This window comes from Mesorhizobium sp. B2-7-3 (assembly GCF_006440715.1).
Taxonomy (GTDB): Bacteria; Pseudomonadota; Alphaproteobacteria; order Rhizobiales; family Rhizobiaceae; genus Mesorhizobium; species Mesorhizobium australicum.
Map to the genome: position 1 here is coordinate 37,931 of NZ_VFTY01000013.1, position 17,580 is coordinate 55,510.

Below are 17,580 nucleotides of genomic sequence, written 5' to 3' on the forward strand. Positions count from 1 at the left end.
TTGCCATTCCAACGAACTGTCGTGGATAGCACCGCTTGCCGGCACGATGAAGGATTTGCTGAAAGAAGTATGGATTATAACCCGGACTTCGGGCAGCGATTATTTGACCGCGCTGACCAGCTTCTCCTCGCCGGCAAGAATGGAGACCCAGCGCCCGGTATTGTCGCTCGCCTGTCTTTTGAGATAGCGATACGGGGTCTGGTTCCAGAGGCGAACCTTGTCGACGAGATTGTCGAGGATGAAGTCGCCCTTGTCGGTGCGCACCGTCAGCACGGCATGGCCTTCGCCGTCCGGCTTGCGAACCACCGTCATCAGGAGATTGGCTATGGCGATGCCCAGGCTGTTGAGCTCACGCCGCTTTTCCAGCGCGTAATCCTCGCAATCGCCGAAGCCATTGTCCGGATAGGCCCACCATTCCTCCTTGCCGTAATTGTCCATGTCGCTCATCGGCTTGACGCGCGCGTTGACCGAGAGGTTTACGGCGCTGATCTCCCGCAACAGCTTGCCAGTCATCTGTTCCGGCTCGCTGTCGGATGAACGGATCGAGCACTCGGCGGCATGAATCTTGCAAAAATCATAGTGGCCGATCGGCTGGGACGTCGAGCCGCCGATAGCCATGGAAACGGGAGCCGTGTAGGCGGAATTCGCCGCCGAACAGAAAGCAATCAGGGCAATCGCAAGCCCCAGCCCCTTCGCCTTCCGGCGCCAACCCATCGAGGATGCCATCCGGCCCCGCCCATCTGTTTTGTTAACAGAACGTTAAGGGCGGTTGTATCCCGAAGTCAACCAAACCGGCCGATCACATCTTGGAGGGACGCCGCATGCCCCTTCGAGGGTTGCAGCAGCGCAACACCGAGGTTCGGGCTAGGGAGCTAGACGAGCCATCGCATCGCCACACCCAGCAACAGGACGACGCCAAGCAGGCCACGGTAGATGACAAAGGGCCAGGCGGAGAAGCGTTCCAGCACACGCATCAGGCCCCAAATGGCGAAGAAGGCCGAAATCGAGGCGACGAGCAGCCCCAGGCCAAGAACCGACCATCCATGGGCATCGAGATGCACCTTGTGCAGTTCCCACAATTCCTTGAGGCCGGCGAGCGCGATGGCCGGCAGCCCGAGCAGGAACGAGAAGCGTGCCGCCTCGGCCCGCTTGAAGCCGAGCCCCAGTGCCGCCGTCAGCGTCGAACCGGAGCGAGAGACGCCCGGGATCAGCGCGCCGACCTGGGCGACACCGACAAGAAGCGCGTCGGCGAGCGACGCTTCGCCGATGGTGCGCTTGTGGCGGGCGAAAATCTCGGCCAGGGCCAGCAGGATAGCCATGCCTATGCAGGCCCAGCCAATCACGCTCAAGCTGCGCAACGGCGAATTGCAGGTGTTGAGAACACCCGAAAGTACCACGCCGGCGATCACAATCGGGATTGTCGCCAGCACGATCCAGGAAGCCAGTTGGAAATGCCGATCGGCGAAATCGCGCCGTGTGAGAGCGTCGATCGAACCGAACAGGAGATCCCTGACATCGCCCCAGAAATAGCTGACCACGGCGGCAAGGGCGGCAAGCTGCATGGCGGCGGAGAAGGCGGAACCCGGATCCTGCCAGCCAAGCACCGCCGGCACGATGCGCATATGGGCGGTCGAGGAAATCGGCAGCAGTTCGGTTATGCCTTGCACCAGGCCGAGGAATGCGACCTTGGCAAATCCAAGGCCGACAAAGCCCGTGTCGACGCCTTGCGTGCAGATATCAGCCATGTCGGGTTCCATCCGGGAGAGATCGGAGTTGCAAAGGCACCATCGGAGGAGATCGGTGCCCGGCAAGGCATACCGTCATGCGGCGGATAATCAATTTACGGATTTGTAAGCTGGCACCGCCGCGTCGGACGCGCACGGTTCAAACCGGCCCGAAGGGCCGGCGATGCCCCCATGGCTGGAGGTTGGCAAGACGATTATGGGCAGAGCCAAAGTTTCTGGCAGGTCCTGGCAATAACATGGGCGGGCGGCACGACAGGCTCCTCCGTGGAGGGCCGGCGAGCCCGCTCGAGCAGCATGCGCACCTGTTCCGGGCGCACACGGTCACGTTCCATCACGAGCAGGACCATAGGATCGCTCAAAAGCTCGTCCAGGGTGCTGATGCTGTCGTTCATCCGTCGTCTCCTCGAATGCCGGGCCCGCGACGCTTAGATAGGGAGACAAAGATGGCCCGCCAATGACGCTTTGCCGGCTATCACGTGTCTCTTTGGATTAATTTTTGGTCATCCTGGGGCACGTCCTTTCCCTTCACGGGGAAGAAGGAAGCTAGGCCGGCGGAGCGCCTTCAAATTGCGGCAGGCCGTCATCCAGCATCACCCAGGGCTGTTTCGAGACGGTCCAGATGTGCATCTGGGGCCTGAACAGCGACGGGTCGTCAAGCGAACCGGTCGTCACGCCGATGATGCCGGCGGAATCGCGCCGCGAAAACAGGGTCGTGCCGCAGGCCGGACAAAACCCGCGCTTGAGGTCCGGCGAGGTGTTGACCGTGGCCAACGGGCCCTCGACCGTCACATCGTCGATGCGGAAAAGAACACGCGCATTGAACGCCGCGCCGATCGCCTTCTGGCAAAGCCGGCAATGGCAGATGCGCTCGTTGATGGAGGCGGCATCGGTGCGATAGCGCACGGCCCTGCACAGGCATCCGCCCTCGTATTTTGCCATCGCCTGGATCCATTGGTGGAGTGAACAGGCGGCAAAAGTAACGGCGAGGTCGATTGGGTCAATTGAAAAGCTTTGATACAAGGTCATCGATTATCGTGATGCAGCAGGATTGTCATGACACCCGACATCGAAACGATCGGCATCGCGGCCCTGTTCGGGTCGCCCTCGCCCGCGCGCGACCGTGCCGACGCCGGGATCATGGCCGCGGCGGCCGGCATCGGCTTCCTGGCGGTCCGGGATTTTCCCGGCGATGACTGGCTGACGCCCGACAAGCGCGCGCAATTGCTGCGCATCTTCGCGCTTCCTGACGCCGAGAAACAGGAATTGCTGCGCTGGAATTTCGATCACACCAAGAAAAATTTCTACCGCGGCTGGTTTCCGCTGCAGCCGCAAGCCGTTTCCTACAAGGAAGGCATCGACATGGGGCCAGACCTTGCCGATGCGGCGCGAGGCACGGCTTCCGACGATCCTTTGTGCGAGCCGACACCGTTGCCGGACGAGAATGCCCTGCCCGGCTGGCGCGCTGCCGCAGCCGACTACTATCGCGTGATGGGAATGGTCGGCACCATGCTGATGCGGTCGATCGCCCGCGGGCTTGGCCTGCCCGAGATGACCTTCGATGCCTATTTCGACGGTGGCATCTCGACGCTGCGCCTGATCCGCTATCCGCTGCGCGACGCCAGTGCGGGCGTCGATACCAGTGGGCCCGAGTTTTCGGTGACCCACAAAGGCGAGACGCGCACCATCATAGGCCGCGAACATGCCGATTCAGGCTTCGTCACCTTGCTGGCGCAGGACGGCGTCGAGGGCTTGCAGGCGAAGAACCTCGCCGGCGAATGGATCGACGTGCCTCCAGCCGATGGCACGCTGGCGGTCAATTTCGGCCAATTGCTTGAACGCTGGACCGGCGGCCGCGTGCGGGCGACACGGCACCGGGTCATTGCGCCAAAAACGGTGCGGTTCTCGATCCCGTTCTTCTACGAGCCACGCGTCGACGCGGAAATCTCGCCTTTACCGTTGGACGGCGCCGAACCCTTCGCGCCGTTTCTTTACGGCGACTATCTCTGGGAGTCGGCGACGAACTTCGTCGAAATGAGCGGCATCAAGCATCTGAGGCAGCCGCGCCGGGCCAAGGCTTCCTGAACAGCACGCCGGCTGTCTCGCTGGAGACGGCCGGCGGAGAAGGCAGGGGTCATTCGGCTTCGCCGACCACCTCGTCCCAGCTCTTCACCCTGGTCTCGCCGTCGAGGAACGGCAGCGCGGCGGCCGTCAGTTCCGGAGCGAAGAAGACATCGTAGTGGGTGCGGTTGGGCAGGATGGCCAGCCGGTTCTGCGACAGGTTCTCGCGCATCCAGCCGGCATCCCTCAGGCCGCCGCCGAGCATCTGGTAGAACTTGATCTCGTGCTCGGGCTTGTACATGTCGCTGTCGCCATAGGCGAGCATCACGGGCATCTTCAGCTTGGGAACGTCGGCCGAGAAGTCGTAGTTCTGGCGCATGAAATTGCCGAGCGCGTCGAGCAGTTTCGGGAAGTCCTCCGGATGCGGGGCGACGGCGACGTAGGATTGGTACATCGGCGTGTCTTTCATGTACGTCGCGGCGGCGGCACTCACCTGTGCCTGCTGCGGACGCATCTCGTCGTAGAAGCCGTCGGCGGCATAACCGGTCGAAACAAGGACCAGCCGGCGCACGGCCTCGGGATGCTGGACCGCCATGCGGAAGGCAACCCCGCCGCCCAGCGAATAGCCCATGACGTCGACCTTGTCGTAGCCGAGTGTCTTGACGATACCAGCCATGTCGTCGCCGATCGCCTGCAGGCTGAATGGCCGGTCGCCAAGGGCGGTGCGGCCATGCCCCTGCAGGTCGACGCCGATGACGGTGCGGTTTTCGGCAAGCTTGGGCAGGATCGGCGCGAACATGTCGGTGGAGCCGAGGCCGCCATGCAGCAGAAGCAGCGGCTCACCCTTGCCATAGACGGCGTAATAGTAATTCACGCCATTGATCGGCAGCAGGCCGGACTTTTGTGGCTTCGGCAGTGTTTTCGTTTCGGTCGTCATGGCAGGCTTTGTCTCCTCTGCATTGATGGTGCCCGGGCAAGCGAGAAACGCAGCGGCCGAGGCAAAAATGGCAAAAAACAGAACTTTGGACATATCGAACTCCTCCGGTGTGGCTCTGTCAGAGCGTCCTGGCGAGATCTTCGAGCTGATCGGTGCACTGGCCCCAACCGGCGTGAAAGCCCATGGCCTCGTGCTGCTCGCGGTCGGCGACGCTCCAGTGCCGGACGCGCGCGATGTAGCGGGTCTTGCCCTCGCCCTCGTCCTCGAAGGTCAGTACGACTGTCATGAACGGTTTTTCCGATGGCACCCATGACTGGGTATAAGCATCGGTCAAGACGATCTTCTCGCCGGGAACGACCTCGAGGAAGACGCCGGGGTTGGGGAACTCATTGCCGTCGGGCCCTGCCATGACGACCAGGCTGTTGCCACCGGTGCGCACATCCATCTCGGCACGTGGCGTCGTCCACGGCTTTGGCGCGAACCATTGCGTGATCAATTTCGGTTCGGTCCAGCAGCGATAGACCTCCCCGCGCGGTGCATCGATGATGCGGGCGAGAACCAGTTCGCGGTCGTCGGCGGGGGCGATGTCGAGCTTGGTGGCCACGGTGGTCTCCTCGGTTTGATCTGGCTTCCGTCCCAAGGACGAGCCGACGTAAAGCAAACCGACATCGCCCGCGAAAAATTCTGGAAACGCAGGCTGAAAACCGCGAGCGGAGCGCGTGTCAGTGGCGCTTGGCTTGCACCAGGTAGGCGTCGATTACGGTCTCGCCCAGCCATTTGGCGGCTTCGAGCCGGTGCAGGCCTTCGACAAGTATGTGCCGCTTGCCATCGTGGCGGACCTGGATCGGCGTCTTCATGCCGTTCTCGAGTATGTCCTCGGCCAGATGCCGGACGGTCTCGGGGTGCAGCGTCTTCTTCCGCGCCGTGGGCACGTAGATGTCGTCGACCTTGACCTGTTGAACCCTGAGCATGCCCTGTCCCCATGGCGGAACTGCCGCCGTCTTCCTGAGATAGTCGGTTTGGCGAAGGCGGCCAAGGGTGCGGCTAACGAATGCTGGCATGATCGTTTCCATTTGACGCCTAGCGGGCGGATCGCCGAAATGGGCCTCAGATGGGCCAGGACTTCATGATCAATCCGCCGACCGAATTCCCCGATTTCGGGCTAACAGCCGAGCAGCGCCGCCACGCGGTGCGCGGTCACTATTACGAGTGGCCGGGTATGGATGGCGAGCGCGGCGAAATCTGGTGCTACAGCGACCGGTTTTCGTATCGCGCCGGTGAGACAGTGACGCTGCATGTCAGCTCGACCGCTCCGTCCTTCGGCATGACGATCGTTCGAGACGGCGGCACCGAAACGAGAGTATTCGAGAAATCAGGCATTGCGGCGCGTTGGCAGGACAGCCCGGAGCAGTGCTCTGTCGAAGGCTGCGGCTGGGAAGGCTCCTTCGAATTTCGCGTGGAGAGCGACTGGCCCTCCGGCGGCTACCTGATAACGCTGACCGCCGACGGACGCCACGGCAAGCCGATCCAAAGTCACCACATTTTCGTCGTCTCTCCCCAGCCCGGCAAGAAACCTGGCCGTGTGCTGCAGGTGGCGGCGACGGGCACCTGGCTTGCCTACAACACCTGGGGCGGCTCCAACCATTATCAGGGCATCACCGGGCCCGACCGCGACCAGTACTCGCCCATCGTGTCGACGCAGCGCCCCTGGTGCCGCGGCTTCGTCGTGTTGCCCGGGGATGCACCGCGCGTGCCGTTGGAGGTGGCGGTGCCGCCGAAGACCGTGCCGCGTTATCCGCACATGGAATGGGCGCTCGCCACCGGCCATTCGAAGAAATACGCCTCGTCGGGCTGGGCCAGCTACGACAGTCATTTTTTTCGCTTCGCCGAACGATCAGGCTACGGCGTCGACCTCGCCAGTCAGCATGACCTCCACTTCTCGCCCGAGATTCTCGACGGTTATGACTGCGCGGTCTTCGTCGGCCATGACGAATACTGGACTTGGGAGATGCGCGACGCGGTCGACTTCTATGTCGAACGCGGCGGCCATGCGGCGCGTTTTGCCGGCAATTTCATGTGGCAGACGCGGCTGGAAGATGAGGGCCGCCGGCAGGTCTGCTACAAATATCGCGCCCGCACCGAGGACCCGGCCTATCGCGGCGGCGACGTGACCCGCGCCACCAATTCCTGGGAAGCACCGGAAATCGGCCGGCCGGGTACGGCAACCTTCGGGCTCAACGCGACACGGGGCGTCTATGCCGGCTGGGGTGGCTGCGCGCCACGTGGCGTACGCGGCTTTCCGGTCTATCGGCCGGAGCACTGGGCCTTTGCCGGCACCGGCATCTACTATGGTGACCTGCTGGGCGCCGACAGCCATGTCTATGGCTATGAGGTCGACGGGCTCGATTTCGAGATCCGCGGCGGGCTGCCCTACCCCACGCCGGACAGCGGCGCGCCCGACGGCCTGCAAGTGCTGGCCGTCGGCATGGCCAGCCAGGTCGAGGAAAGCGCCGATATTCCGATCGAGGACCAGTTCCTCACCGACGAGGATGGCCGCTTCACCGCCGAGACCTTGTTTGGCGAGGCAAGCGACGCCAATCTCGAAAAGGTCAAACGCGGCAATGGCATGATCGTCAATTTTCCACGCGGCAAGGGCGAGGTGTTCCATGCCGGAAGCTGCGAATGGGTCGCCGGCCTGCTAAGACAAGACCCGATGGTCGAACGGGTCACCCAGAATGTCCTCGACCGCTATATCGGAAAGTCCTGACATGTCGAAAGCCCAGATCGCCGTTCAAGACACTGATGCCCGGCGCCAATCGCACTTGTTCTACCTCTCCAGCCTGCGCCGGCCGCTGATCGACCGCACCGAAGGCATTTACATGTGGACGCAGGACGGTCGCCGTTTCATCGACGGATCGAGCGGCCCAATGGTCGCCAATATCGGCCACTCCAACCGCAATGTGCTCGATGCGATGAAGCGGCAGATGGACCGCGCCACCTTCGCCTACCGGCTGCATTTCGAGAACGAGCCGGCGGAAGAATTGGCGCGCGAACTGGCTGGAAAGTTGCCGGAAGGCATGGACCGCATCTTTTTCGTGTCCGGCGGCTCGGAAGCGACGGAATCCTGCATCAAGCTGGCGCGGCAATGGGCTGTGGCCACCGGCCAGGCCAGCCGCTGGAAGGTGATCACGCGGTTTCCTTCCTACCACGGCGGCACGCTCGGTTCGCTTTCGATCACCGGCGACGACGCGTTGGCCGAAACTTTTACGCCGATGATGCGGGTGATGCCGACCGTGCCGGCACCGACCGCCTGGCGCGACCGCGACAATCTCTCGATGGAGCAGCGTGGCGTCCGCTACGCCGACATGCTGGAGGAGAAGATCCTCGCCGAAGGTCCCGAGAGCGTCGTCGCCTTCATCATGGAGCCGATCGGGGGTGCTGCGACCGCGGCCCTGGTGGCACCCGACAGCTATTATGCGCGCATCCGCGAAATCTGCGATCGCCACGGCATCCTGCTCATCCACGACGAGGTGATGAGCGGTGCCGGCCGCACCGGCAAATTCCTCGGCGGCGACCACTGGAACTGCAAGCCTGATATCGTCGCGCTGTCGAAGGGGCTCGGCTCGGGCTATGCGCCGCTCGGCGCGCTGGCCGCACCGATGCGACTGGTCGAGCCGCTGCTCGCTTCCGGCGGCTTCCAGCATGGCCACACCTATGCCGGCAATCCGCTCGCCTGCGCCGCCGGGCTTGCAGTGCTGGGCGAAATGGACCGGCTCGACCTGATTGCCAATGCGGCTGCCATGGGCGACGTGCTGATGGACGGATTGAAGGCGCTTGCGAAGCGGTTCCCGTTCATTGCCGATGTGCGTGGCAAGGGGCTGCTTACGGGCGCCGAAATGGTCGCCGATCCCGATACGCTGAAACCGATCGAGCAGAGCAAAAAAGCCACGCAGCGCCTGCTCGATCTCGCCTATGAGCGCGGGCTGATCATTTATGGCCGCAGGGTCAAGGGTGGCGTTGACGGCGACAATTTCATGGTCGCGCCGCCGATGATCGTCACCAGCGAGCAGGTCGGCGAGATCATCTCCATTATCGGCGACTCGCTTGAGGTTCTGGCCGCCGAATTCGACCTGCCGGTCGAAGGCCGGGGGTAGCGGAAAATGGCGCCGCGAAAAGTCATCATCACCTGCGCCGTTACAGGCTCGGTACACACGCCGTCGATGTCGCCCTATCTGCCGGTGACGCCGGACCAGATCGCCGCGGACGCTATCGCCGCGGCCGAGGCCGGCGCCTCGATCCTGCATCTGCACGCCCGCGATCCCAAAGATGGCCGCCCGACCGCCGATCCCGAAGTGTTCATGCAGTTCCTGCCGCGCATCAAGCAGGCGACCGATGCGGTGATCAACATCACGACAGGCGGCTCCTCGCTGATGACGCTGGACCAGCGGCTGGCGGCGCCGCTTCGGGCCCAGCCCGAAATGTGCTCGCTCAATATGGGCTCGATGAATTTCGCGCTGTTCCCGATGCTCGACAAGCCAAGGGACTGGCAGCACGAGTGGGAACCGAAGCTGCTCGAAGCCACCCGCGACACTATCTTCAAGAACACCTTCGCCGACATGGAAGGCGTGATCGAGCGGCTGGGCAAGGGCTGCGGCACCCGCTTCGAGTTCGAGTGCTACGATGTCGGCCACCTCTATTCGCTGGCGCATTTCCGCGACCGGGGGCTGGTTTCGGGGCCGCTGTTCATCCAATTCGTGCTGGGCATCCTGGGCGGCATCGGCGCCGACCCGGACAACCTCATCCATATGAAGCGCATCGCCGACAAATTGTTCGGCGACAGCTACCAGTTTTCGGTGCTGGCCGCCGGCCGCAACCAGATGCCGCTGATCTCGATCGCCGCAGCCATGGGCGGCAATGTGCGGGTCGGACTGGAGGACAGCCTCTATGATGGCCGCCAGCTGGCGAAGTCCAACGCCGACCAGGTGCGGCGCATCCGTGGCATTCTCGATGGACTGTCGCTGGAGGTCGCCACGCCGGCCGAAGCGCGTGACATGCTGGCGCTCAAGGGCGGCGACAGGGTGGCTTTTTGACGAGATGACAGCGCCCGCTCCTGCCACTGTACCTGTCACGCGTGCGGTTATCCTTCGCCCCGGCACCATCGATGACGTCGAAACCATTCACGCGGCGATCCTGAAGCTTGGCACTCATATCGGGGCGCCCGAGGAAATCATCTCGACGGCGGACGATCTCAGAAGCTGGGGCTTTGGCGAAAAACCCGCCTTCTCGACCCTCATCGCAGAAGTCGACGGCGAATTCGCCGGGCTGTGCCTGCATTTCCCGATCTTCTCGACCTGGATGGGACGGCCTGGCGTCTATGTGCAGGACCTCTATGTCGAGGACCGGTTTCGCGGCCGCAAGATCGGCGAACGCCTGTTACGACGCGTGGCTGCCAAGTGCCGCAAAGAGGGCGGCGTGTATCTGAGGCTGTCGGTCGACACCGACAATGAGGGTGCCAAGTCCTTTTACGAACGGCTGGGCATTGCCTGGTCGAGCTACGAGCAGACGCAGAAAATCATCGGTGAGGCCTTTTTCGCCTTCGCCGACGCGCCGGAAAATGGGGAGCAGCAATGAAGGCCTTCTATGCGCAGGAGCAGAAGCGCCACGATCCCAAGGCCTTTCTTTCCAGTGGCGCGGCACAGCCCAACCCTGAAAAACCGGAACGCGTCGAACGGTTGTTGGCCGGCGCAAAATCCGCCGGTTGCACGATCGAGCGACCGCGCGATCGCGGCCTCGGTCCGATCTCGGCGGTGCACACACCCGAGTATCTCGACTTCCTCGAACATATTTTCGAACGCTGGCAACGGATCGAAGGGGCGTCGGCCGAGGTCATTCCCAACATCCACCCGATCGCCCGCAACGGCTCCTATCCGGCCTCAGCAGTGGGCCAAGCCGGCTACCACATGGCCGACACCGCCTGCCCGATCTCGGGCGAGACATGGCAGAGCGCGCTGTGGAGCGCCTGGAGCGCGGTCGAGGCCGCCGAAACCGTCATGGCCGGAGCGTCGGCCGCCTATGCGCTGTGCCGCCCGCCCGGCCACCACGCCTTCGCCGATGTCGCCGGCGGCTTCTGCTTCATCAACAACTCAGCCGTGGCGGCGCAAGTGCTGCGCAGGCAGGCGGCCCGCGTGGCGATCCTCGATGTCGACCTGCATCACGGCAACGGGACGCAAGGCATTTTCTATGCGCGACCTGACGTGCTGACGGTGTCGCTGCACGCCGATCCGATGCGGTTCTACCCGTTCTTCTGGGGCCATGCCGACGAGCGCGGCGAAGGTCCCGGGCTTGGCTATAATTTCAACCTGCCGCTGCCGCGCAAATCCGCGGATGCGGCGTTACTGGAAGCGCTCGGCGTGGCGTTCCAGCGTATCCGCGCCTTCTCCCCCGATGTGCTGGTCGTGGCGCTCGGCCTCGACGCGTTCGAGGGCGATCCGTTCGGCGGGCTTTCGGTGACGACGCCGGGCTTCTCGCGCATCGGCGAGGCCATCGCCGGGCTCGGCCTACCGGCGGTCATCGTCCAGGAAGGCGGCTATCTCTGCGACGAACTCGGCGACAATCTCACCGCATTCCTCACCGGCTTTGGCGGCAAGGCGCGGTGAGAGTTCAAACCCAAGTCAGGAGCGTTGCTGCCTGAGCATGGCAATCACCCGGTGCACGCTCTCCAGCGTCTCGTCGATTTCGGACGCGGTGTTGTAATGGGCGATGCCGATGCGCACGACGCCTTGCTCGGCCGGAATGCCGAGCTGATGGACGATCTCCCAGGCATAGTTGTGGCCCGACCACACGAAGATGTTCTCGGCGTTCATCTGCCGCACGATCGTTTCGGGGACAATGCCATCGACGGTGAAGGAGACGGTCGGCACACGATCGCCGAGCCGTTTCGGGTCGGTGATGCCTCGGACCGTCAGCCCGGAAATGTCGGACAGGCCATCGATCAGCCTTTGCGCCAGCGGGTTTTCATGGGCAATAGAGACCTGGAACGCCCTGGCGATCTTCTGCCTTCTTGAACCACCCTCACCTGCCGCCGCGCCGAGCTCGGCGAAATAATCGACCGCGGCGGTCAAGCCGGCCATCAGTTCGATCTGCGGCGTGCCGAGTTCGAACCGCTCCGGCAAGCCGTTCGAGGAGCAACGGCATTTATAGGCTTGCAGACCATCGATGACGTCGCGCCGGCCCCACAAGATACCCATATGCGGACCGAAGAATTTATAGGCCGAGCAGATCAGGAAATCGCAGCCGAGTTCCTGCACATCGATCAGCCCATGCGGTGCGAATTGCACCGCATCGACATAAACCAGCGCGCCGGCCCGTTTTGCAAGTTGGGTCAAGGACCTGACCCGGTTGATCGAGCCGGTGAGATTGCTGGCGTAGTTCAACGCCACCAGCCTTGTCTTCCCGGACAGCAGACCGGCGAGTGTCGCCTCCTCGATCTGCCAGGTCCTTTCGTCGAACGGCAGCCAGCGCACGACGAGACCGAGGTCCTCGGCCAGTTGCAGCCAGGGCGACACATTGCCCTCATGATCCATGCGGGTGAGGATGATCTCGTCGCCTGATTTCATCGTGCGGCCGAGCGTGCGTGACATATGATAGGTCAGCGTCGTCATGTTGGCGCCGATGACGATCTCCTGCGGGCTCGCCGCGCCGAGGAAGTCGGCCATCGCCAGATGCGCCTCGTCAACGACCTGCTGTGCCGCGATCGTCGTTTCAAAATAACCGCCCAGATTGGCGTTGGTCGTAAGCAGGCAGCGCGACACCGCGTCGGCCACGGCCTGCGGCACCTGCGTGCCGGCAGGATTGTCGAGATAGATGCGCCGCCGGCCCTTGTCGGTCAGCGAGAGAGCGGGGAACTTTCCACGCACGGCCTCGATCGAAAAATCCACCATCGTCTCCATCCCTTTGCTGCTACACGACAATTCCGGGCTCGGTCACGGGCAGGGATTGCCGACCCTCTGGTGAACGGCATCCACCGCCTTCTGCATTTCTTCAGTCCAGACGACATCCACCGAAGACAGCGCCATCTCCAGTTGGGAAATGGTTGTCGCGCCGATGATGCTGGAGGTCACGAAGGGCCGGCTCGAGACATAGGCATTGGCAAACAGCGCCGGCTCCAGGCCGAAAGAGCGTGCCAGCTCATTGTATTCGAGCTGCGCTTCGGCGGCATTGGGCGTCTCGTAACGCTGGCCGCGGTTGAACAGCTGCGAGCGCGAGCCCTGCGGGCGGGCGCCATGATCGTATTTGCCGGTCAGATAACCCTGGGCCAGCGGCGAATAGGCAAGCAGCGACACCCCTTCGCGCTCGCAGACCTCGGCGAGGTTCACCTCAAAAGTACGGTTGACGAGATTGTAGGCGTTCTGGATCGAGGCGACGCGCGGACCGATCCCTTTGTCGGCCTCTGCAAGGAAGCGCATCACGCCCCAGGAACTCTCGTTGGACAGGCCGAAATGGCGGATTTTTCCTGCCTTCACCAGGTCATCGAACACCGCGAGCGTCTCGGCGATCGGCGTTTCACCGACCGGTGCGCCGACAGAATCGGCACGCCGCGCCACGGCGCCGACGCGCGTCGGGTTGGCGCCCCAGGGGATGTCCCGTTCCGGCCAATGGATTTGATAAAGGTCGAGATAATCAGTGCCAAGCTTGGCCAACGACTTGTCGATGGCATCGAAGATATCGGCCCGCACCAATTGCGAGGGCCGGTCTCCGCGAAACCAGCTGTTGGCCGTGCGGCCGACGACCTTGGAGGCCAGGATCACCTTGTCGCGGTTGCCCTTGGCCTTCATCCAACTGCCAATGATCTTCTCCGTCCGTCCTTGCGTCTCCGCCTTGGGCGGGATCGGATAGAGTTCGGCGGTGTCGATGAAATTGACGCCGCGCGAGAAGGCCAGGTCCATCTGGGCATGGCCTTCGGCCTCGGTGTTCTGCTGGCCCCAGGTCATCGAACCAAGGCAGATCTGGGTAACAAGAAGATCGGTCCGACCGAGACGGCGTTTGTGCATGGAATTCTGCTCCGGAGGGCATGTATGCGCGGCTGCGCGGGGAGGAGTTCGCATCTTATAGGAAAAGCGGAAGCGCTCTCCAAGCCTTGCCAGGCCGACTTTTGCGTGAGCAGAGCGGGGTTAGCGTCGTGCGGCGGCCACGGCGCGGCGCTTGGCCTCGTCGATCAGCATGTTGGCCACCTGCATGCGGATCATGGCGCGCTGGCGCAAATGCGGGGCGACGCGATCGGGATGGTTGGCGAAAGCAAAGCTGCGGCGCATGCGGCCGAAGTCGGCGGCGCTCTTGGACTGCTCCAGACCCAGTTCGACCGCAATCGATTCAGGATCGATTGGCGGCAATGTTTCTTCCGGCTTCGGCTCTTCGCCAGCCAGCGCCAGCCTTGCCTGTTCAAGCACGGCGGCAAATTCGCTGGCCAGATCAGCGCCGGCCTCGCGATATTCCGCAGCGGATACCTTGATGCGGCCGGAATGGAGTTCATCGGCGACCGAGAGATAGTCGAACGGGATGGATGGGCGCGCGCCGGTCTCTACGCCCTCACTGCCGTTGCCCTTTTCGGTGGCAACGAAGAGGTCGTCGAGCAGTGACGCAAAATCCCGCTTGGCGCCGGTAGCGATATCAGCCTCCCCCATGCCCGACAGTTCGAGTTTCAGACCATAGAACCAGCTCGTTAAAAATAAATGCCGCCGGTCTTAACTAATTTCCCTTCAGGGGATCGTTGCCGGAGGCGCCGGCAAAAGCCGGACTGCATATTCATGCAGTCCGGAAATTCGCCAGGAGTGGCGAGGAAAACTGGCCATGTACCAGCTTCGAAGCCTACGTTGGGCGCGGCGCAAGAGTTTCACCTTGCTTCAAAAAAATTTCAAAACCCATCCGGACATGGCAGGCATGCATATGCTGCACTGCACAATCTTCACGATTCATCTATATTGCCGATGTGGAGGACCAACCAGGAGCCTGAATCATGGGTTTCTTCACGGAAATGTTCGCCCGGCCGCGCCCGCAGGAACATCTGAGATATCGCGCGGCGCTGGCGCTCCTTTATTCGATGAGCAATGCCGAGCGCGCCGACATCGGCATCAAGCCCGCCGATTTCCCGCGCATCGCCCGCGAAATATCCATCCGCTAAGCAGGTTGCGAGATGTCCCGGATCGACCCGGGACATCTCAAAGTCGGATTTCTCAACGCGATCCGAGGAATGTTGCCTTGCCCAACGGCACGCCATTGTGGCGCAGGATGTCGTAGGCGGTGGTCAGGTGGAAATAGAAATTGGGCATGGCCACATGCAGCAGATATTGCATGCCGCTCAGCGTCGTTTCCCGGCCCCCTAGCTTCAGTTCGATCATCCTGTCATCCGACCCGTCGATATCGGCTGCGGAAAAAGTCGCCAGGTAGGCGACCGTCTTGGCGAGCCTCGCTTCGAGATCGGCAAAGCTTGCTTCATTGTCTTCATATTTAGGCACTTCGCGGCCGGCCAGCCGTGAAGGCGCGCCCTTGGCATGGTCGGTTGCGATCTGCACCTGCCTGGCAAGTGCGAACATGTCGGGCGCCAGCCGCGCCGTCAAAAACACCTGCGGGTCGATCTTGCGGTCAAGCGCATTCTGTTCGGCTGCAGCCAGCACACTGGAAAGTGCTTTCAGCCTGGCTGAAAACACGGGCACGGATGCCTCATACATCGATATCGTCACGTCGGATCTCCTGTCCGGCAGGAGCGCCGGCGGGAGGACGTAGCGCTCTCAGGCGCGATTCTTCAAGCCGCGGGCGCATGGCGTCACCACGTCGCCGCAATCGCCGTGGTAGAATCTTCGTTATCGAGCGGAGATTCCCGATGAGACGCGCCCTTTTCGCAGCGACTGCCCTTCTCTCCCTTGCCACGACAGGCCACGCGGCATTGGCCGCAGCCGATACGCCCGAAGCGCCTTACGTCGATGATCGGTCGAGCGCGGATGCGGTCGTGCATTCACTCTACAGCGCCATCAACCGGCATGAATTCGCCCGCGCCTGGGGCTACTTCGGTGATACAAAGCCGGCAAAGGATTTCGACACATTCGCCAAAGGCTATGACGGCACCGACAAGGTGGAGGTCAAGACCGGTCCGATTTCGGACGAGGGCGCGGCGGGCAGCATCTATTACAACGTCCCGGTCGCCATCCAGGCAACCGACAAGAAGGGCGAGGCGAAGGTTTTCGCCGGCTGCTATACGCTGCGCCAGGTCAACGCCCAGATCCAGGCGCCGCCGTTCCAGCCTATCTTCATCGACAAGGGAGCGCTGAAGCCCTCCACCGCCGACTTCGACGAGGCGTTGCCGCCAAGCTGCGGCGACGGCCCGCCGCCGCCGAAAAAGGACACCGCACTGGAACAGGCCAAGAAGGCCTTCCTGGCGACCTATGGCGACCGATGCGACAAGGACCGCCTGGCCAATGAGCCAGAGGTCTTTTCGATCAAATACAAGGACAGGAATGCTCAGCCGAACGATCCTGACAAGGAGACCCGGCTGATCCACTTCTCCTGCTCGGCCGCCGCCTACAATGAAAGCTCGGTCTATTACATGACCGACGAGGTGGACGGTGTCAGGCAATTGCAGTTCGCCGAGCCGGAGACCGATATACGCTACGAGAACAACGACAGCGACGGCAAGCTGTTGAGTGTAACGGTGATCGGCTTCCGGACCACAGGGTGGGCGGTCAATTCCGACTATGACCAGAACGCTCACACCATCACCACGTTCAACAAATGGCGCGGCGTCGGCGATGCTTCGGATGCCGGGACATATCTGTTCCGCAACGGCGATTTCTCGCTGGTCCAGTATGACGTCGACGCGTCCTATGACGGCGAGGAGAACCCGCAGACGATCGTCGACTACAACACCGCGCCTTAGATCCTCTAGCGCGTCAGGCTTATGGTGCCTTCGACAGCATCCAGTCGAGCGTGCCGCGCCAGTCTACCATGCGGATCGGCGTGCCGTGCGTGCCGGTCTCGAAGCGGACGAAGCGGGTCGGATAGTTTTTTGATTTGGCAAGGATGGAGCGGAAGAACGCTTCCTGGTTAGCCACCGGAAAAACCACGTCGTGGCTGCCCTGGCCGAAGAACACTGGCACACGACGCTTGAAGGCGGGACTGCCGAGAAAGCCCTCGTCCCACAGCGATCCGAGCAGCAGCAGTCCATTCACGCGGCCACCGGTATCCTTGCGTGCGGCAAGTTTCCAGCACAGCGCGCCGCCCATCGAGCCGCAGGCGACGAAGATTTTCGCGCCCGGAGACTGTTCGGCATAATGGTCGATCAGGGCAGCGACCAGTGCCGCGCCCTTGTCGCCGAAATCAGGAAAATCCGGAGAAATATAGAGCCCGCCATTGCCGGCCATCAGGTTCTTCAGCCGGTTGAAATTGCCGCCGAAGGTGAAGTCGTCGACGCCTTGCTTGCGGCTGCCGCCCTGCCCATGCAGGTAAAGCACGATGATGGCGGCTCCTTGCGTCTTGCCGACGGCGACATGCCTGACATCGCCGGCGTCGGTCTTCAGCATCAGATCCTGCTGCACCTTGCGCACGCCGGTGTCGGTGTACTGGGCATGCACGCGCTTTTCCGGCACCTCGTCGCGCTGGTTGATGTCGCGCATCTCGCGGTAGTCGAGGACCGTGTAGGCGCCGTTGCTGTCGGATGAGAGCGTCGCCGGATAGGCGAAGAGATCGTCCTTGAAAGGTTTCAGGGACAATGTGTCGGCACTGGCGGCCGAGGAAAACAAGAAAAGCATTGCCGTGACGAAAGCGCGGCACGCGACGGTACGAATAGCCATA

Annotated in this window: 20 protein-coding genes; 8 read left to right on the plus strand and 12 right to left on the minus strand. The window is 62.5% G+C overall.

Annotation, left to right across the window (positions count from 1 at the left end; translation table 11 throughout):
- Window positions 1–99: 99 nt before the first annotated feature.
- The 4 genes from FJW04_RS25330 to FJW04_RS25345 form a co-directional block, all read right to left on the minus strand.
- Window positions 100–726 carry a transglutaminase-like cysteine peptidase gene (locus FJW04_RS25330; protein ID WP_015318098.1) on the minus strand — a complete coding sequence of 209 codons (627 nt, stop codon included), beginning with the start codon at window positions 724–726 and terminating at the stop codon, window positions 100–102.
- 146 nt (window positions 727–872) lie between these two features.
- A complete protein-coding gene (locus FJW04_RS25335) occupies window positions 873–1,745 on the minus strand; it encodes an undecaprenyl-diphosphate phosphatase (RefSeq protein WP_140717404.1) in 873 nt (290 codons plus the stop codon).
- A 194-nt stretch (window positions 1,746–1,939) separates the two neighbouring features.
- Entirely contained in the window at window positions 1,940–2,137 is a 198-nt protein-coding gene (locus FJW04_RS25340) for a hypothetical protein (RefSeq protein WP_140616965.1), read from the minus strand.
- A 151-nt stretch (window positions 2,138–2,288) separates the two neighbouring features.
- Complete coding sequence (locus FJW04_RS25345; RefSeq protein ID WP_015318101.1) at window positions 2,289–2,684, minus strand: GFA family protein; 396 nt, start codon at window positions 2,682–2,684, stop codon at window positions 2,289–2,291.
- A gap of 114 nt (window positions 2,685–2,798) precedes the next feature.
- On the opposite strand from FJW04_RS25345, the gene FJW04_RS25350 reads away from it, so the two are divergent.
- Window positions 2,799–3,827 (plus strand): 2OG-Fe(II) oxygenase family protein, encoded by a 1,029-nt coding sequence (locus FJW04_RS25350; RefSeq protein WP_140717405.1) that lies wholly within the window; start codon window positions 2,799–2,801, stop codon window positions 3,825–3,827.
- Window positions 3,828–3,876: 49 nt separating this feature from the next.
- On the opposite strand, the gene FJW04_RS25355 is transcribed toward FJW04_RS25350, so the two are convergent.
- The 3 genes from FJW04_RS25355 to FJW04_RS25365 all read right to left on the minus strand — a co-directional run bounded on the left by FJW04_RS25355 (window position 3,877) and on the right by FJW04_RS25365 (window position 5,711).
- Window positions 3,877–4,833, minus strand: a complete 957-nt coding sequence (locus FJW04_RS25355) for an alpha/beta hydrolase (protein WP_140717406.1) — start codon at window positions 4,831–4,833, stop codon at window positions 3,877–3,879.
- A 25-nt stretch (window positions 4,834–4,858) separates the two neighbouring features.
- A complete protein-coding gene (locus tag FJW04_RS25360) occupies window positions 4,859–5,344 on the minus strand; it encodes an SRPBCC family protein (RefSeq protein WP_140717407.1) in 486 nt (161 codons plus the stop codon).
- A 118-nt stretch (window positions 5,345–5,462) separates the two neighbouring features.
- Window positions 5,463–5,711 (minus strand): ParB N-terminal domain-containing protein, encoded by a 249-nt coding sequence (locus FJW04_RS25365; protein ID WP_140617245.1) that lies wholly within the window; start codon window positions 5,709–5,711, stop codon window positions 5,463–5,465.
- Between the two features lie 155 nt (window positions 5,712–5,866).
- Between FJW04_RS25365 and FJW04_RS25370 the strand changes: the two genes are divergently transcribed.
- From FJW04_RS25370 to FJW04_RS25390, 5 genes are read left to right on the plus strand one after another with little or no spacing between them, the layout of a single operon-like run.
- Complete coding sequence (locus FJW04_RS25370) at window positions 5,867–7,507, plus strand: N,N-dimethylformamidase beta subunit family domain-containing protein (RefSeq protein WP_140717559.1); 1,641 nt, start codon at window positions 5,867–5,869, stop codon at window positions 7,505–7,507.
- Between the two features lies 1 nt (window position 7,508).
- Window positions 7,509–8,894, plus strand: coding sequence for an aspartate aminotransferase family protein (locus FJW04_RS25375; RefSeq protein WP_140717408.1), 1,386 nt, complete (start codon window positions 7,509–7,511; stop codon window positions 8,892–8,894).
- A gap of 6 nt (window positions 8,895–8,900) precedes the next feature.
- Complete coding sequence (locus tag FJW04_RS25380; protein ID WP_140717409.1) at window positions 8,901–9,830, plus strand: 3-keto-5-aminohexanoate cleavage protein; 930 nt, start codon at window positions 8,901–8,903, stop codon at window positions 9,828–9,830.
- Window positions 9,831–9,834: 4 nt separating this feature from the next.
- Window positions 9,835–10,371 (plus strand): GNAT family N-acetyltransferase, encoded by a 537-nt coding sequence (locus FJW04_RS25385; protein WP_140717410.1) that lies wholly within the window; start codon window positions 9,835–9,837, stop codon window positions 10,369–10,371.
- Window positions 10,368–11,396, plus strand: coding sequence for a histone deacetylase family protein (locus FJW04_RS25390; protein WP_140717411.1), 1,029 nt, complete (start codon window positions 10,368–10,370; stop codon window positions 11,394–11,396). Before FJW04_RS25385 ends, FJW04_RS25390 begins: the two co-directional genes overlap by 4 nt.
- Window positions 11,397–11,411: 15 nt before the next feature.
- Here FJW04_RS25390 and FJW04_RS25395 read toward each other — a convergent pair whose 3' ends face one another.
- The 3 genes from FJW04_RS25395 to FJW04_RS25405 all read right to left on the minus strand — a co-directional run bounded on the left by FJW04_RS25395 (window position 11,412) and on the right by FJW04_RS25405 (window position 14,420).
- Window positions 11,412–12,680, minus strand: coding sequence for a cysteine desulfurase-like protein (locus tag FJW04_RS25395; RefSeq protein WP_181173051.1), 1,269 nt, complete (start codon window positions 12,678–12,680; stop codon window positions 11,412–11,414).
- A 42-nt stretch (window positions 12,681–12,722) separates the two neighbouring features.
- A complete protein-coding gene (locus tag FJW04_RS25400) occupies window positions 12,723–13,790 on the minus strand; it encodes an aldo/keto reductase (RefSeq protein ID WP_140717412.1) in 1,068 nt (355 codons plus the stop codon).
- Window positions 13,791–13,910: 120 nt separating this feature from the next.
- Window positions 13,911–14,420: a hypothetical protein gene (locus FJW04_RS25405; protein ID WP_181173052.1), complete on the minus strand. Its 510-nt coding sequence runs from the start codon at window positions 14,418–14,420 to the stop codon at window positions 13,911–13,913.
- Between the two features lie 332 nt (window positions 14,421–14,752).
- On the opposite strand from FJW04_RS25405, the gene FJW04_RS25410 reads away from it, so the two are divergent.
- On the plus strand, window positions 14,753–14,917 hold the full coding sequence (locus tag FJW04_RS25410) for a hypothetical protein (protein WP_140717413.1): 165 nt from the start codon (window positions 14,753–14,755) through the stop codon (window positions 14,915–14,917).
- Between the two features lie 52 nt (window positions 14,918–14,969).
- Here the strand turns inward: FJW04_RS25410 and FJW04_RS25415 are convergent, their stop codons facing one another.
- Window positions 14,970–15,476 (minus strand): DUF1993 family protein, encoded by a 507-nt coding sequence (locus tag FJW04_RS25415; protein ID WP_015318115.1) that lies wholly within the window; start codon window positions 15,474–15,476, stop codon window positions 14,970–14,972.
- 140 nt (window positions 15,477–15,616) lie between these two features.
- Here FJW04_RS25415 and FJW04_RS25420 point away from each other — a divergent pair, with 140 nt between their 5' ends.
- On the plus strand, window positions 15,617–16,666 hold the full coding sequence (locus tag FJW04_RS25420; RefSeq protein ID WP_140717414.1) for a DUF1176 domain-containing protein: 1,050 nt from the start codon (window positions 15,617–15,619) through the stop codon (window positions 16,664–16,666).
- Between the two features lie 19 nt (window positions 16,667–16,685).
- On the opposite strand, the gene FJW04_RS25425 is transcribed toward FJW04_RS25420, so the two are convergent.
- Window positions 16,686–17,579 (minus strand): alpha/beta fold hydrolase, encoded by an 894-nt coding sequence (locus tag FJW04_RS25425; protein ID WP_181173053.1) that lies wholly within the window; start codon window positions 17,577–17,579, stop codon window positions 16,686–16,688.
- Window position 17,580 lies beyond the last annotated feature (1 nt).